At 62.4% G+C, this 14,085-nt stretch carries 11 protein-coding genes; 4 read left to right on the plus strand and 7 right to left on the minus strand.

Annotated features, from left to right (window positions below):
• Window positions 1-71 precede the first annotated feature (71 nt).
• Window positions 72-1,322, minus strand: a complete 1,251-nt coding sequence (locus tag ACOYQJ_RS00580) for a hypothetical protein (RefSeq protein ID WP_422904049.1) — start codon at window positions 1,320-1,322, stop codon at window positions 72-74.
• A gap of 403 nt (window positions 1,323-1,725) precedes the next feature.
• Between ACOYQJ_RS00580 and ACOYQJ_RS00585 the strand changes: the two genes are divergently transcribed.
• On the plus strand, window positions 1,726-2,388 hold the full coding sequence (locus ACOYQJ_RS00585; RefSeq protein WP_422904050.1) for a lytic transglycosylase domain-containing protein: 663 nt from the start codon (window positions 1,726-1,728) through the stop codon (window positions 2,386-2,388).
• A gap of 4 nt (window positions 2,389-2,392) precedes the next feature.
• Here the strand turns inward: ACOYQJ_RS00585 and ACOYQJ_RS00590 are convergent, their stop codons facing one another.
• From ACOYQJ_RS00590 to pepN, 4 genes are read right to left on the minus strand one after another with little or no spacing between them, the layout of a single operon-like run.
• Entirely contained in the window at window positions 2,393-3,259 is an 867-nt protein-coding gene (locus tag ACOYQJ_RS00590) for a 1-acyl-sn-glycerol-3-phosphate acyltransferase (RefSeq protein WP_422904051.1), read from the minus strand.
• 45 nt (window positions 3,260-3,304) lie between these two features.
• On the minus strand, window positions 3,305-3,736 hold the full coding sequence (locus ACOYQJ_RS00595) for a hypothetical protein (protein WP_422904052.1): 432 nt from the start codon (window positions 3,734-3,736) through the stop codon (window positions 3,305-3,307).
• Window positions 3,733-4,476 (minus strand): SDR family oxidoreductase, encoded by a 744-nt coding sequence (locus ACOYQJ_RS00600; protein WP_422904053.1) that lies wholly within the window; start codon window positions 4,474-4,476, stop codon window positions 3,733-3,735. The genes ACOYQJ_RS00595 and ACOYQJ_RS00600 overlap by 4 nt, the downstream gene beginning before the upstream one ends.
• Entirely contained in the window at window positions 4,473-7,022 is a 2,550-nt protein-coding gene (gene pepN / locus ACOYQJ_RS00605; protein WP_422904054.1) for an aminopeptidase N, read from the minus strand. The genes ACOYQJ_RS00600 and pepN overlap by 4 nt, the downstream gene beginning before the upstream one ends.
• Window positions 7,023-7,127: 105 nt before the next feature.
• Between pepN and ACOYQJ_RS00610 the strand changes: the two genes are divergently transcribed.
• Complete coding sequence (locus ACOYQJ_RS00610) at window positions 7,128-7,322, plus strand: hypothetical protein (protein ID WP_422904055.1); 195 nt, start codon at window positions 7,128-7,130, stop codon at window positions 7,320-7,322.
• 27 nt (window positions 7,323-7,349) lie between these two features.
• Window positions 7,350-7,529, plus strand: coding sequence for a DUF2256 domain-containing protein (locus ACOYQJ_RS00615; protein ID WP_422904056.1), 180 nt, complete (start codon window positions 7,350-7,352; stop codon window positions 7,527-7,529).
• 55 nt (window positions 7,530-7,584) lie between these two features.
• Here ACOYQJ_RS00615 and ACOYQJ_RS00620 read toward each other — a convergent pair whose 3' ends face one another.
• Window positions 7,585-11,457 (minus strand): efflux RND transporter permease subunit, encoded by a 3,873-nt coding sequence (locus ACOYQJ_RS00620; RefSeq protein ID WP_422904057.1) that lies wholly within the window; start codon window positions 11,455-11,457, stop codon window positions 7,585-7,587.
• Window positions 11,454-13,031: an efflux RND transporter periplasmic adaptor subunit gene (locus tag ACOYQJ_RS00625; protein WP_422904058.1), complete on the minus strand. Its 1,578-nt coding sequence runs from the start codon at window positions 13,029-13,031 to the stop codon at window positions 11,454-11,456. The genes ACOYQJ_RS00620 and ACOYQJ_RS00625 overlap by 4 nt, the downstream gene beginning before the upstream one ends.
• Before the next feature lie 342 nt (window positions 13,032-13,373).
• On the opposite strand from ACOYQJ_RS00625, the gene ACOYQJ_RS00630 reads away from it, so the two are divergent.
• Window positions 13,374-14,045, plus strand: coding sequence for a hypothetical protein (locus ACOYQJ_RS00630; RefSeq protein ID WP_422904059.1), 672 nt, complete (start codon window positions 13,374-13,376; stop codon window positions 14,043-14,045).
• Window positions 14,046-14,085 lie beyond the last annotated feature (40 nt).

A 14,085-nucleotide genomic window follows, 5' to 3' on the forward strand; every position in this document is an offset into this window, starting at 1 on the left:
GCTCGATATGCGCATGGGTTCTAGGACTTTGGCGCAAGCTGGGCAAGGGGCGGGGAGGGGCCTTTTCCCGATCAGTCGATACGGGGCATTTGCAGCCCCTGAGGGGTAAAGACCAGACGGCGCCCGCCGTCCAGAAGCGGCGCGAAATGTTCGGCCAGCGCCGAATAGGCCCGGGTGCGTCCGCGTTTCACGATGTCGCGGGGTTCGATCTCGACCTGGGCTTCGCGGCCCGGGGCCGGGGCCAGCGCCCAGACCGCCGGGTGCAGCTCGTGCAGGTGGTCCTGTGCGATCCAGTTGAAGCAGTCCGAAATCCGCGCCTGCACCGTTCCGGGCGCCGAGGCGCGCGAGGCCGTCATCCCGGTGAAGGCGGCCAAACGGTTGACCATGTCCTGACCGGGATGGCGCGACAGGATGTCATGCAGCCCTTCGGAAAAGAGATCGGCGTCCAGCCACCGCAGGGCGTTGGGTTCCCGTTCGATGGCGCCCATCATGATCCAGCTGTACCCGCCCATGCCCCAGACATCGGCTGTTCGCGTGGCGGTGCGGCGGGCTTCGCGGTCCAGTATCTCGCGGTTGCCAAAACGACGGGGCAGAAGATCACGGCCAAAGGCGCGCAGGTGATCGGGGTTTGTCGGCTCCAGATCAATCAGGTCTTCGTAGTCGTCCGCGACGCGCTGCGCCGGGCGCGGATCAACCTCCAGCACGCGGCACCGCACGTCGGCCCAAAGCGCCGATTGCGTCTCGAACGGATCAAAACGGTCGGCCTGCTCGGCGGCAAGCCCCATGTGTTCGACAAAGGCCATCTGGCGCGGCGGCGACAGATCGCTCTGGCGCGAGGCGCCAGCCCAGGCGCGTGCCAGATCGATATGCGCCATCGCGACGACATAGGCGATGGCGGGGCATTCGGGCAGGTCGTCCATGTTGATTTCAAGCGTTGCCAGAATCGCGCGGGCCGCTTCGGATTCGCCCTTCCTTACAGCCGAGCGGCCTGCTTCGACCGCATCTGCGCGCGCGCCTTCGGCCAGAAGCGATGCAACCGAACGCAGGCCCTTGGTCAACACCCGGTTCTGATCGGCGGCACAGATTTCACGACCCAGCGTTTCCCATTCGTCCTGCCGGGCCAGAAACTGGCCGCGTTCGCGGAACGTCATAGCCGCCTGGTACGCCGGCGAGGGGTCACGCAGCGGGATCTCGATGCGCGGGCGCAGCGGCTGGACCGAGCGCGGCTCGGCCTTGGGCGCGGCGACAACCGGCGCCGACTCGGGCTTACGCAGGGTGAACCGGGACGTCAGAGAGCGCATGGAAGGCAACATTTCAGTCATTGTCATGCCTTCAATTTGATCCGCAATACGGGCCAAATAGCGGCAAGACGGGGGAGTTCCCCTGACCTTCCTCCGGCAAATGCCTGTCAGGCGTTGCAGCTGGCCAGACAGTCAGTTTACGATAGGGGGACAATGCCCGGTCCAAGCCGCTGAAAACGGGCAATAGGCGACAAATGACCACCCGCCGGGGGGTAGGGTTGATCGAATCCTCTGTATCGGGCAGTTTGCGCCGGTCATGATGCGTGCTGCCATACTCTTAGCGCTTCTGGCGACGTCGGTTGCGGCGAATCCAGCCCCGACCCCACTGCCCGATGCTGCATCCGGGTCTCTTTCTGCTGAGGCGCCGGTATATTCGAACCTAGCTGTTCCTGTCTCGCCGCGCCCTGTTGCGCGGCGGAATATCGTGATTCCCAAGGCCCGTTGGGACAAGCACGGGGGCAAGCCAAGCTGGTCCCTTGCCGTTGTCTCCAGCCTGCGCAGCCACGCCAGTGCGCTGCCAAATACGGTGCCCAAGGACATCGCCAACTGGTGTCCCGCCTATCCAACCGCGTCCCGCGAAGCGCGCGAGGCGTTCTGGGTGGGGCTGGTTTCGACCCTGGCCAAGCACGAAAGCACCTATCGCCCGACGGCGGTTGGCGGCGGCGGGCTGTGGTATGGTCTGACGCAGATCCTGCCGGGTACCGCGCGCAGCTATGGCTGCAAGGCGAAAAACGGCGCGGCTCTGAAAGACCCCGAGGATAACCTGTCTTGCGCCATGCGTATCATGGCCGTGACCGTGCCGCGTGACCGCGTGATCAGCTCCGGGATGCGCGGTGTGGCTGCCGACTGGGGGCCGTTCCATTCCCGCACCAAGCGCGAAGACATGCGCCAGTGGATGCGCAAACAGGACTATTGCGCCGGGCTGTCCAAGTCTTTGCGCCCCGTTGCGCGCCCCGATACGTTGCAATCTGTCGATCCATCCGAGCTCTATGCGACGACACCGGCTCAATCGAAGCCGGAGATCCAAGAAGCGGGCGATGCGGTCAAGCAGGATGCCTCGCCGGTTCTCAGTACGCAGGGCGGTTGATCCGTCAGAACGCTCGCAGCCAGTGCGGACGGCGCGTTGCGTCCAGAATTGACACGGCTGGCGCGGTTCTGCCCCCGAGCGACAGGGTCGCGCGGCGCAGAACTGCGATCGCCTCATCGGAGTTGGCGGGCAAGGCGCGGGGCGAGATCGGTTCGCCCACTGTCACCTCGAACGGCTGACGATGTTTGTTCAGCGTTTCGTGGAACAGGGTGATGTCGCGCAAGGTCGGGTGGATCAGGTCGAGAAGGTAGAACAGCGCTGAATTTCGCGCCCGAATGTTCACCGGGATCACCGGCAGATCGAACTTGCGCGCAAGCATCGCCGCCGAGCCCATCCAAGGCCTTTCATGCAACGACAGGCCGCGCCGCTTTGCCAATCGGCCCGAGGGAAAGATCACGCCCAGCCGCCCTTGTTGGACTGCACGTCGGGTAAAGCTCATGGTGGCGCGCGTCTTGCCGTGGGTGCGCTTTTCCCGGCGCCATTCGACCGGGGCAATCATGTTTTCCATCTGTGGCAGCACGCGCAGAATGTCATGATTGGCAAAGTAGTAGGCATCGGGTCGGATCCGCTGCAACAGGTGGTGCAGGATGATACCGTCCGCGATCCCTGTGGGGTGGTTGGCCACGATCAGAGCCGCACCGCGCCGCGGAATATGGGACTGTCCGTGATAGACGGCCTCGCGAGCGAGCCGTTCACCCATGGTCTGCATGAGGGTTGCGGCAGGCAAATGTTGCACCGCACCCGCGATCTGCAAGGTTGTCTCATAATTCAGAAGCCGGTCAAGCACCGCCCGCGCCGCGCGGGGGCCGGAACGATCGGATAAGAGCCACGGGGCGCGCTCGTGAATCAGGGGGTCTATGCGGTCTCTCATAAACGCACATTGGTTGGGGTGCGTAACGCGCAAATGACAGACCACTCACATCAGTGAAAAATGGTGCCTTTGAACGGTGATCCCACGTGCCTCCAGCTCGGTCTGGAGCTCTTGCCAGCGGGGCAGGGCGTCCTGCGGGATGGGGACGCGGGTTTTGGAGGCATTCGCCAGCACCAGCCGCACGCGTACAGACAAATCCAGCCGGGTGTCAAAGCGGGCGTGGTCGATGGTCTCAAGCCGCACATCGCCCTGATGTCGCCCGCTCCACCATCGTATACGCTGCCCGTCCAGCGACAGCCCCGCCGGACGCGCGGACAGGAAATCCCACAGCGCCGGAAGCGTGAAGGCCAGCAGAACCGCGATGATCCAGCTTGAGGCGTCAAGCCACCCCCATGCCAGCAGCAAAGCGCCCCAGATCATGCCCAGCACCAATAGGGCGGTCAGGCTGCGGCCGTTGCGTTCAAAGCGATAGCTCACCGCCCGCCCGAGACGTCCAGAAAGCCCTTGGTCACATATGATGCCTCGTCCGACAGCAACCAAAGCGCCGCTGCGGCGATCTCTTCGGCGGTGCCTGCGCGGCCGAGCGGGATTTTGGAACCCATGGTCAGCAGGCGATCCGGCTGCCCGCCCTTGGCGTGAATGCCGGTTTCAATCGGGCCGGGGCGCAGGCAATTGACGCGAATGCCTTCGGGAGCAAGTTCATCAGCAAGCCCAGTGGTCAGACTGTCGATGGCGCCTTTGGAGGCGGCATAATCGGTGTATTCGCCCGGCGCGCCAAGGCGGGCAGCAACGGACGAGATGTTGACGATCCCGCCACCTTGGCCCCATGCGCGCATTTGCAAGACGGCCAGACGGCAGACCTCGATCGCGCCGAAGACGTTGACCTCGAAAACCTTTCGGACCCGCTCTGGCGTCAGATCGGCGATACCAGCCTTGGGCGCCACGATCCCGGCGTTGTTCACCAGATAAATCGGGCCGGGCGACAGCTTTGCCACTTCGGCAAACATGGCAGCCAGCGCCTGCATGTCCGAGACATCGGCCTGCATGACAAAGGCTTCGGAACCCGCAGCGCGGATATCGGCGGCAACGGCCTCGGCACCGTCGCGGTCGCGGCCATAGTGGACGACGATACGCTCATATCCTTTTTGCGCGCCCATCCGGGCTGTGGCGGCACCGATCCCGGCGCTTGCTCCGGTGACAATAAGTATGCGGCTCATGACAGAATCCTTGTGACCATTTCGTTGACGTCGCGGCTGAGGTTTTCCTTGACCTTGATCCGCTCCAATTGCGCGCGGATCAGGGACTGGCGGCTTTGGTCATAGCGTTTCCATGTCTGGAAAGCACTGCACATGCGGGCCGTGGTTTGCGGGTTCTTGTCATCCAGCCGGATCAGCCAGTCGGTGAGCAAGGCATAGCCTGTGCCATCTGCCCGGTGAAAGCCCGCGTGATTGCCGATCAGCGCGCCAAAGACCGCGCGGAAACGATTGGGGTTGGTCAGCTCGAACTTCTCGTGCTCGGTCAGGGCTTTGGCGCGGTCTATCGCTTCGGCGGGTGGCGCGGCCGAGATTTGCAGGCCAAACCATTTGTCCATGACAAGGCGATCATCCTGCCATTGGTTATAGAAGGCCTGAAGCGCGGTTTCGGCCTTGCCCGCGCGGATCAGATTGGCAAGGGCGGAGAGTTGCAACGTCATGTTGTCTGCTTGGTCATATTGCGCCTGCGCCGCTGCACCGCCGTCGATGCGCGACAGAAGCGACAGGACGCTATTGCCAAGCGCGCGTTTGCCCACCTGCTCGGCGCCGGGATCATAGGTGGCGGTCACGCGGGCCTCTTCGGCAAGCTTGGGCAGTAGGTCCGCCCAGCGTTCGGCGCGGAACTGTTGCAGGGTTTGCAGGGCGTCATAGATGGCGTCCGGGTCGGGCGTGTGGCCGCGCTCATGCAGCGCCTGCGCCAGCTCGGTCTGGCCCGGTAGCCCCATCATCGACGCCCGGAAATCCGGTGCAAGCGTTTCGTCGCGCAGCACGGTCTCCAGCCCATCCAGCCAGACGGTGTCCGGCGTTGCGCCGTCGCGGATCATTGCCATCAGGCAGTCGCGCGCGAGGATGTTGTTGGCGTCCCAGCGGTTGAAGGCGTCGGTGTCATGGGCCACAAGAAAGGCGCGCTCTTCGGCGCTGCTTTTGCGGTCCAGTACCACGGGGGCGGAAAATTCGCGCAGGATCGAGGCAGTCGGGCGGGCGGAAAGCCCCGTGAAGTCAAAGCTTTGCCTGGCTTCTGTCATTTCCAGAACCGTCGTCGGCACCACTTCGTCGCCATTGGGGTTGAGCAGCCCGACAGCGATGGGCAGCACCTGGGGCTTCTTGGTTTCCTGTCCGGGGGTCGGCGGCGTGTGCTGTTCGAAGGTCAGGGTAAAAGTGCCGTCCGCCCAATCTTCGGAGACGCTCAGACGCGGGGTGCCGCTTTGGCTGTACCAGCGCTTGAACTGGCTTAGATCGCGCCCCGTGGTGTCCTCGAACACCTTGAGCCAATCCTCGATTGTCGCCGCATCGCCATCGTGGCGGTCAAAGTAGAGATCAAGCGCCTTGGCATAGGCCTCATCCCCCACAAGCCGCTTGAGCATACCGATCACCTCGGCGCCCTTTTCATAGACCGTCGCGGTGTAGAAGTTGTTGATTTCCTGAAAGCTTTCAGGCCGCACCGGGTGCGAAAGCGGGCCCTGATCCTCGGGGAACTGGCGTCCGCGCAGGTCAATCACGTCATTGATGCGCTTGACCTCCGGGCCACGCATGTCCGAGGTGAACTGGCTGTCGCGATAGACGGTCAGGCCTTCTTTCAGGCACAGCTGGAACCAGTCGCGGCAAGTGATGCGATTGCCCGTCCAGTTGTGGAAATACTCATGCGCGATGATCGCCTCGATGCGCTCGAAATTGGCATCTGTCGAGGTTTCAGGTGAGGCGAGGACGCAAGAAGAGTTGAAAATGTTCAGCCCCTTGTTCTCCATCGCGCCCATGTTGAAATCGTCCACAGCGACAATGTTGAACACGTCCAGATCGTATTCACGGCCATAGACATCCTCGTCCCACTTCATAGACGCCTTCAGCGCTTGCATGCCAAAGGCGCATTTGCCCTCGTCGCCGGGGCGCACCCAGATGTTCAGGTCAACCTTTTGGCCGCTTTTGGTGGTGAACTTGTCCGGGTGATTGCGCAAATCTCCGGCGACCAGAGCAAACAGATAGGCGGGTTTGGGCCAGGGGTCGTGCCATTCCGCCCAGCCTTCGCCCGCGCCCTTTGGATTGCCGTTCGACAGCATCACCGGCATTTCTGATTCGATCCGCACGGTGAAGGTGGCCATCACGTCGGGGCGGTCCGGGTAAAAGGTGATCTTGCGAAAGCCCTCGGCCTCGCATTGGGTGCAATACATCCCGCCGGACATATAGAGCCCCTCAAGCGCGGTGTTTGCTGCCGGATCAATCTCGACCTCGGCCTCCCACAGGAAAGACCCACCGGGAACGTCGCAGGTCAGGCCTTTGTCCGTCACTTCGGGTGTGATCTCTTCTCCGTTGATCGCGGCGCGGATGAGCTTGAGGTCTTCGCCATGCAAAAAGAACGTCTGTTCAGGGGTCTCTGTGGCGCGGGCAAAGTGGATGCGAGCGATGACCCGCGTGGCGTTGGGCGCAAGACGAAAGGTCAGGTGCACATCCTCCACCTGCCAGCCAAAGGGGGTGTAATCCGCAAGGTACACGGTGGTCGGGGCGGCGTCTTTCATGCTGAACCTCGCGTTGAGTTTGGAACCAGAGCTTGAGTCAAAGTGTTAGGCAAGCAAGAGCAGGGCTGCAATGGCGCAGCCGTTGAAATGCGAAAGGATCAGATCATGTCGGCACCCGACACAAACCCGAAGATCGAAGAAAGACGGCACAAAGGGGCCGTTGGCGGCATCAAGTTGGTGCTTGTCTTCGCCGCGATCCTGCTGCTTTTCTTTGTAGGCTGGACTTTTTTTGCAGCTGACGACCCTGAAGGAGCCGATGTTCAGGTCCAGCCGGGCGTTGGTACGGTCGAGACAGAGTAACAGGAATGGAAAAGCGAATTTTGGACGATGGCGAAAGCGCGCAAAAAGGCTGACCTGCCCGGCAAGCCTTGCGCCACCTGCGGCCGTCCGTTCGCTTGGCGGCGCAAATGGGCCAAGGTCTGGGACGAGGTGCGCTATTGTTCGGATCGTTGTCGCCGAGAACGCAGTATGTCTGCCAAGGGCGCAACTGCGCCGAAAAAAGCGTGATGCACTTGCCTGTGAAAAACCCCCGGCTTTACCACCCCGGGGGTTTTTGCTGAGTTCATTCTGCCGCGCGCAGCGGCTGGGCTTTGGGCCCTGCCAAGGGCTCGTCTTCAAAATCCCAAATGATCTCGGGCGCTTTGGCGCGGCGCGCTTCCCGGGTCAGGGCCCAGTCTTTCGCGGCACGGCTGGCCTTGCCAAAGGACAGTTTGGCCAGAAGCTGTGCGAACCATTTCACATAAGTCGTCGCCCAGATACGCAGCGCCAGCATCGACGGAGTGAAGACCAGAGTCAGCACCGTCGCGATCCCCAGACCAAAGACCACCGCCGTGGCAAGGTTTTTCCACCACAGCGCTGTCGGGCTATCGATCGAATAGCCGCCGCCGAAGAAATCGACGGACAGGCCGAACATCATCGGCGCGAGACCCGCCATTGTGGTGATCGTGGTCAGCAGCACCGGGCGGATGCGATCCTCGGCGGTGCGCACGATGGCCTCGATCTTTGGCATGTAGCGTGAGTATTCCTGATAGGTGTCGATCAGAACGATATTGTTGTTCACCACAATCCCGGCCAGCGCCACGATCCCTGTACCCGTCATGATGACGCTGAAATACTGATCCATCACCAGCATCCCGATCAGGACGCCCGTGGTGGACAGAACCACCGCCAGCAGCACCAGGATCGAATTGTAAAAGCTGTTGAACTGCGCCAGCAGGATGATGAACATCAGGAACAGCGCCGCGCCAAAGGCTTGGCCAAGAAAGGCTTGGCTCTCGGCCTGATCTTCCTGGTCGCCGGTCCATTCCCAGTCGACCCCGGTGGGGAAGGGCGAGGTGCCCAGCCACTCAGTCAGGGCAGCAATGCGTTCGTTGGCATCGACCAGAACAAGGCTCAGATCGCCCGCAGTCAGGCTGTCTTGCAGGGAGGACGCGGTGACGCCTTCGGCCAGTTTCACGATCTCAAGCGGGCGGTCCTCGGGGCCGGAAATCTCGGTCCCGCCGTGGCTTTGGACCTCATCCAGAAGGCGCACGATGGCGTTTGGGTCGCCGTTCTCGTCGACCAGTTTGGCCAGTCCAGGCGCAACGCCCGCCTTGACGTCGAAATAGCGCTGTTGATCCACGCGGTTGATCTCGGCCAGCTTTTCAACCGGTGTGCGGGTGATGAAGTTGGCCAGCGGGATCAGGCCATCTGCTGTGCGAACCTTGAGCGTGTCGAGCGTTGACAGAACCCGGTCGCTTTCGGGCAGGCGCACGCGGATATCGATTTCCTCGTCCGAGCTGTCCACCCGCATGGTGTCCAGCAGAACGCCGCGCGTGACCAGTTGTACCATGGCGCCAACAGTCGCCACGTTCGCGCCATAGCGGCCGGCCTTTTCCACATCTACGTCGATCTGCCAGTCAATGCCGGGCAGGGGGCGCGTGTCTTCGATCTGGGTCAGGCCGGGCAGGGCGTTGAATTCGTCGCTGGCAATGGCCGTTGCCTCCAGCAGGTCGTCCCAGTTGTCGCCTTTCAGGCGCAAGTGCACAGGCTTGGCGCCCGCCGGCCCGCGCGCCTGGGCAAGGATCTCGATCTTGACACCGGGGATTTGTTCCAGCTGCGCGGTCAGTTGGTCGATGATCAGATCGCCATCATAATCGGGTGCCTTGATGGCCTTTTGAACTGTGTAACCGATGATCGGAATGGTGAACCAAGGCTCATGTGCGTCGGGGCGATCGTCCCAGGCAATGGTCTCGAGCTGGATCTGGCCGATGGTGTCCTTCGGCGGCTGCGAGCCCCCGGTGTTGCTGTTCAACCCGCCTTCCCCGGCAAAGGCAAAGGCGGTCTTGATGCCGGGGTGCTGCATCACGATCCTTTCGGCCCGCTCGACCAGCGCATCCTTTTCCGTCAGGCTCAGGTTGCCGCGGGCGCGCACATATACGATGGCCTGTTCAGGTTCGCTCTCGACAAAGAAATCCGTGCCGTTGTTGTTGTTGCCGTAGTAGATGAAGACCGTGCCAACCAAGACAAAGACCGTGGCCACCACGATCAGCGGCCCCGCCGGGTTGGTGGCAAAGAGCGCAATGAACCGCCCGAACAGCGTCCGGCGATAACCGCTTTTGACAGGTTTCGGGCGCGGCGCGCCAAAGACCTTGTGGCGCAGCGCACCCAGGCCGTTCGAGGCACGCGCTGGAATGGCCGCCAATGTCAGTAGCAAGGTGACAACCGCTGCGATGCCCATGGAGGCCAGCACCACGACGCCCAGCAGCAGAAGGAATACCGTCACAAAGGTCGGGATGACCGATCCGGCAATATTCGTTCCATCCATGGTGCCAAATTGACCGCTGACCAAGGCGAAAAGCTTGGGGATCAAGGCACCGGCGGCCAGCAGTGGAACGATGGAAAACGGCAAAAGGCCGAGATGGGCAAGGATCGGCAGGCCCGCGATCTGGGCAATACGCTCTTTCAACCAACGCTCGGTACGGCCCAGAACGCCGCCCATGACCGGCAAATAAACCAGAGCCACAACAAGCGAGGCCGACAAAACAAAGATCAATGTGACAGGCAACATGCCCATGAATTCGCCCGCGACGCCGGGCCAGAACAGCATCGGCAAGAAGGCGCACAGCGTTGTCGCAGTCGAGGACACCACCGGCCAGAACATCCGGTGCGCCGCCTCGACGTAGGCGTGCATCGGGCCAACACCCTCTTCGACGCGCTTGTCGGCGTATTCCACCACCACGATGGCGCCGTCCACCAGCATACCCACCGCAAGGATCAGGCCGAACATCACGATGTTGGAAATGCTCACACCCATCAGCGCGAGCAGCAGAAAGCACAAAAGGAACGAGGTCGGGATGGAAAAGCCGACCAGCAGGGCAGGGCGCAGGCCAAGGCTGGCCAGCACCACCATCATCACCAAAGCGATGGCGGTCAGAACCGAGCCTTCGAGCTGGCTGACCATCGATTCGACCTGATGGCTCTGGTCGTTGCTGGCGCCCACGTCCAGCACCGCGCGCAGTTCTTCGGGCCATTGCTTTTCGGCCTCGGCGATGACGGCGCGCACCTGATCGGCGGTGTCGATAATGTTGAAACCCTTGCGCTTGACGACCTGCAACGCCACGGTCGTCTCGCCATTGAAACGCGCGGTGCCGGTGCGGTCTTCGAAGGTCAGGTTGATCGAGGCGAGATCGCCCAGCGTCACCACCCGGTCGCCGTTCACCTTGATCGGCAGGGCATAGACATCGCGGGCGTCATCGAAACTGGAGGGGATCTTGACCGCAAAGGTGCCTTGCGCGGTTTCCACCTCGCCTGCGGCGATCAGCTGGTTGTTGTTCTGGACAACCGAGATCAGTTCGCCTGCGGTGACGTTATAGCTTTCAAGCTTGAGCGGATCGATCACCACCTCAAGCATTTCGTCGCGATTGCCCGCGATCCCGGCTTCGAGCACGGCATCCAGCGATTCGACCCGGTCCTGCAGATCCTTGGCAATCTTGGCCATCGTGCGTTCGGGCACGGCGCCCGACAGGTTCACGATGATGATCGGGAATTCGGAAAAGTTGATCTCGTTGATCGAATATTTCTCGGCGCCCTCGGGAAACTTCGCCTCGGCGTTGTTCATGCCGTCGCGCACATCGGCGATGATCTTGGTCTTGTCCCAGCCGAATTCAAACTCCAGCGCGAGGCCCGCATAACCTTCGGCGGCGGTGGCCGACATGGTTTTCAACCCGTCGAGATCTGACAGCTCAGTCTCCATCGGTTTGACAAGCAGGGTTTCGGAATCGGCGGCGGAAATCCCGGGGAAGGGCACCGAGACAAAGAGCGCCGGAATTTCGATGTCCGGTTCACCCTCCTTCGGCAGGCTGACATAGGCATAGCCCCCGACCAAAATCGAGAGCGCGATAAAGGCAATGATCATCCGGGCGCGGTCGGCGGCCCAGTCAATGATACCGGTCATTGAACGACCTCCTCGAATACGGCCTCTACCGGCACGCCATCGGTGACATATTCTTGTCCCACCGTGATGATCGCGATCTTGTCCGGCAGGCCGGAAACCAAAGCGCCGTCGCGGGTGTCGCGGATCAGGGTGACAGGCAGGAACTTCGCGCGGCTGTTTTCATCCACGGTGCGCAGGCCAAGGTGGCCTTCGTCATCCAGCGTCAGCGCCGATTGCGGCACCAGATGGCCGGGGGCGCCCTCGGCCTCGATGGCGATCTCGGCGGTCTGACCGTCGCGGATTGTCAGGTCACTGTTGTCGACCGTCAGCTCCACCCGAAAGGTGCGGGTGACAGGATCGGCGCTGCGCGACACGAAACTGACCTTGCCGACGACTTCGCGGCCATCGACCAGGCGCGCCCCGGCCGGGGCATCCAGCCGCACGCGGGACACGTCCCGTTCCGGCACATAGCCGGTGATCTTGATCGGGTTCAGCTGAATGATCGTGGCGCAGGCTGCACCGGGTTGCAGCAAGGCGCCCAGTTCTGCGGTGTCGGTTTCCAAAAGCCCGGCAAAGGGGGCGTGGATGCTGAGCCGCTCGATTTCCTTTTCGGCAGCGGCGACCGCGGCTTCGGCGGATTGAATGCCGGACAGGGCGTTCTCTTCGCCCGCTTTGGCTGATTCGATGCCCGCTGAGGCCCCTTCAAGGGATGCCTTGGCCGAACTGATCGCCGAGCGGGCGGATTCGACCTGCGCCTTGGCGGATTCCACAGCGGCTTTGGCGCCTTCGAGTTGTCCCTTGGCCGCTTCGACCGCGGCATCGGCACCGATCACACCGGCCAGCGCGGTCTGCACCTGCGCCTTGGAGGCTTCGTAAGCCGCCTGCGCCGAGGCAAGCCGGGTCTGTGCGGCAAAGCCTTCCTTGGCCAGCTGGCTCGCTGCGTTCAGGTTGATCTCGGCTTCTTGAACGCGGGATCTTGCCTCGACCAACCGGGCTTCGGCTTCGGGGCGGCCCGCTTCGGCCTGCGACAGGGCGGCTTCGGCGGCGGGAACGCGGGCGCGTGCCTCGGCCAGTGCGGCTTCGGCGGCGGGAACATTTGCCTCGGCCTCAAGGATGCGGGCTTCGGCGGCGGGCACCTGTGCCCCGGCCTCTGACGTGCGGGCGCGGGATTCGGGGGCGCGGGCCCTGGCCTCGGCCAGACGCGCTTGCGCCTCTTGCAGCGCAATGCCGCGCGTGCCGGGATCAATCTCGCACAGCAGCTGACCTTCTTCGACAAACGCGCCCCGGCGCAGCGGATCCGAGATCACCTTGCCGCTGGTCTCGGCGCGGACTTCGACCTGCCGCAGTGCTTCGGATTGGCCTCGCAGCACGACCGCGCTGTCAATCTCGCGGGCCTGGGACATCATCGCCATTACGCGGATGCGGGTGTCTTCTTCGTCCGGGGCTTCGGCAGCGGCTGCCGCGCCGCCGGGCAGCGCCTCGCCCTCCTCGGGGGCATCTCCCGCCATCAGGGCGGTCAGGGTGTCGCGTTCAATCACCACCATATACAGCAGTGCCGAGACCAGAATGGCCGTCAAAATTGGGATAAGCCGCATGTTCGTCGCGTCCGCTTTCTGTTCATACCGCCGGGGCGGCTGATCGTCCTGTTACACGCAGCCTGAAAAAAGATACCGCGCAAATGTCCTGAACCGTTTGGTTTAGTTTAGGGCGTTGGGTCAAGTGCTTCAAGCTGAACCGACGCGTTTGACCGGCGATTTCGTGGAAAAACATGGCGATCTGGTGCCAAAAGTGGCGCATTTCGGCGATTCTGTTGCGATGGCAGGCAGTCATTCGAAGCGAATAACCGCGTTCCTCCCCGCCTGACGCCTTGGCACGCCCCGCCTTGCGCGATAAGAGGGGGCAAATGCCTGAATTCAAGGCGATGAGAGGGCCGCTACGTGAGCAATCCGGACAGTTTCATTGACGAGGTGACCGAAGAGGTCCGCCGCGACAAACTCTTTGCAATGATGAAGCGCTATGGCTGGATCGCGATCCTGCTTGTGCTTTTGCTTGTCGCGGGCACCGCATGGCGCGAATATGCTCAGGCCCGTGATGCAGCAAAGGCGCAAAGCTTTGGCGACGCCATCATGGGGGCTTTGGAACTGCAAGAGCCCGAGGCTCGCATCGCCCAGCTGGAAAGCGTCCAGACCGATGACACCGGTGCGAAAGCCATCCTTCAGATGCTGGTCGCGGCAGAGCAGGGCAGCGAAGGCAACGACGCCGCCGCCGTGGCGCAGCTTCAGGCCGTGGCCGACAATACCGAGGTTCCGAAGATCTATCGCCAGATCGCCAGCTACAAGGCTTTGGCGCGCGGGGCGGATATCCTGACACTTGACGAACGCCGCGCCGGGCTCGAGGCATTGGCCGTCCCCGGCCAGCCGTTGCGGCTTTTGGCCGAGGAACAACTGGCGCTGGTCGATATCGAAGCAGGCAACAAGGATGCGGCGCTTGAGCGGTTGAAAAACCTTGTCCAAGACGCCGAAGTGACGGCGGGCTTGCGTCGACGCGCGTCTCAGTTGATTGTGGCACTGGGCGGGTCGCTGGACGATTTGACGGTTCAGGACAGCTGAGGACATAAGACCGCCAGAGGCGGCAAAGAGGGGGCAGGCA

This window comes from Pacificoceanicola algae, from assembly GCF_049341065.1.
Classification (GTDB): Bacteria; Pseudomonadota; Alphaproteobacteria; order Rhodobacterales; family Rhodobacteraceae; genus Pacificoceanicola.

Coding starts and splice junctions, on each gene's coding strand:
- ACOYQJ_RS00580 (WP_422904049.1), bottom strand. CDS start 1,322: ATGACTGAAATGTTGCCTTCCATGCGCTCTCTGACGTCCCGGTTCACC.
- ACOYQJ_RS00590 (WP_422904051.1), bottom strand. CDS start 3,259: ATGAGAGACCGCATAGACCCCCTGATTCACGAGCGCGCCCCGTGGCTC.
- ACOYQJ_RS00600 (WP_422904053.1), bottom strand. CDS start 4,476: ATGAGCCGCATACTTATTGTCACCGGAGCAAGCGCCGGGATCGGTGCC.
- pepN (WP_422904054.1), bottom strand. CDS start 7,022: ATGAAAGACGCCGCCCCGACCACCGTGTACCTTGCGGATTACACCCCC.
- ACOYQJ_RS00610 (WP_422904055.1), top strand. CDS start 7,128: ATGTCGGCACCCGACACAAACCCGAAGATCGAAGAAAGACGGCACAAA.
- ACOYQJ_RS00615 (WP_422904056.1), top strand. CDS start 7,350: ATGGCGAAAGCGCGCAAAAAGGCTGACCTGCCCGGCAAGCCTTGCGCC.
- ACOYQJ_RS00620 (WP_422904057.1), bottom strand. CDS start 11,457: ATGACCGGTATCATTGACTGGGCCGCCGACCGCGCCCGGATGATCATT.
- ACOYQJ_RS00625 (WP_422904058.1), bottom strand. CDS start 13,031: ATGCGGCTTATCCCAATTTTGACGGCCATTCTGGTCTCGGCACTGCTG.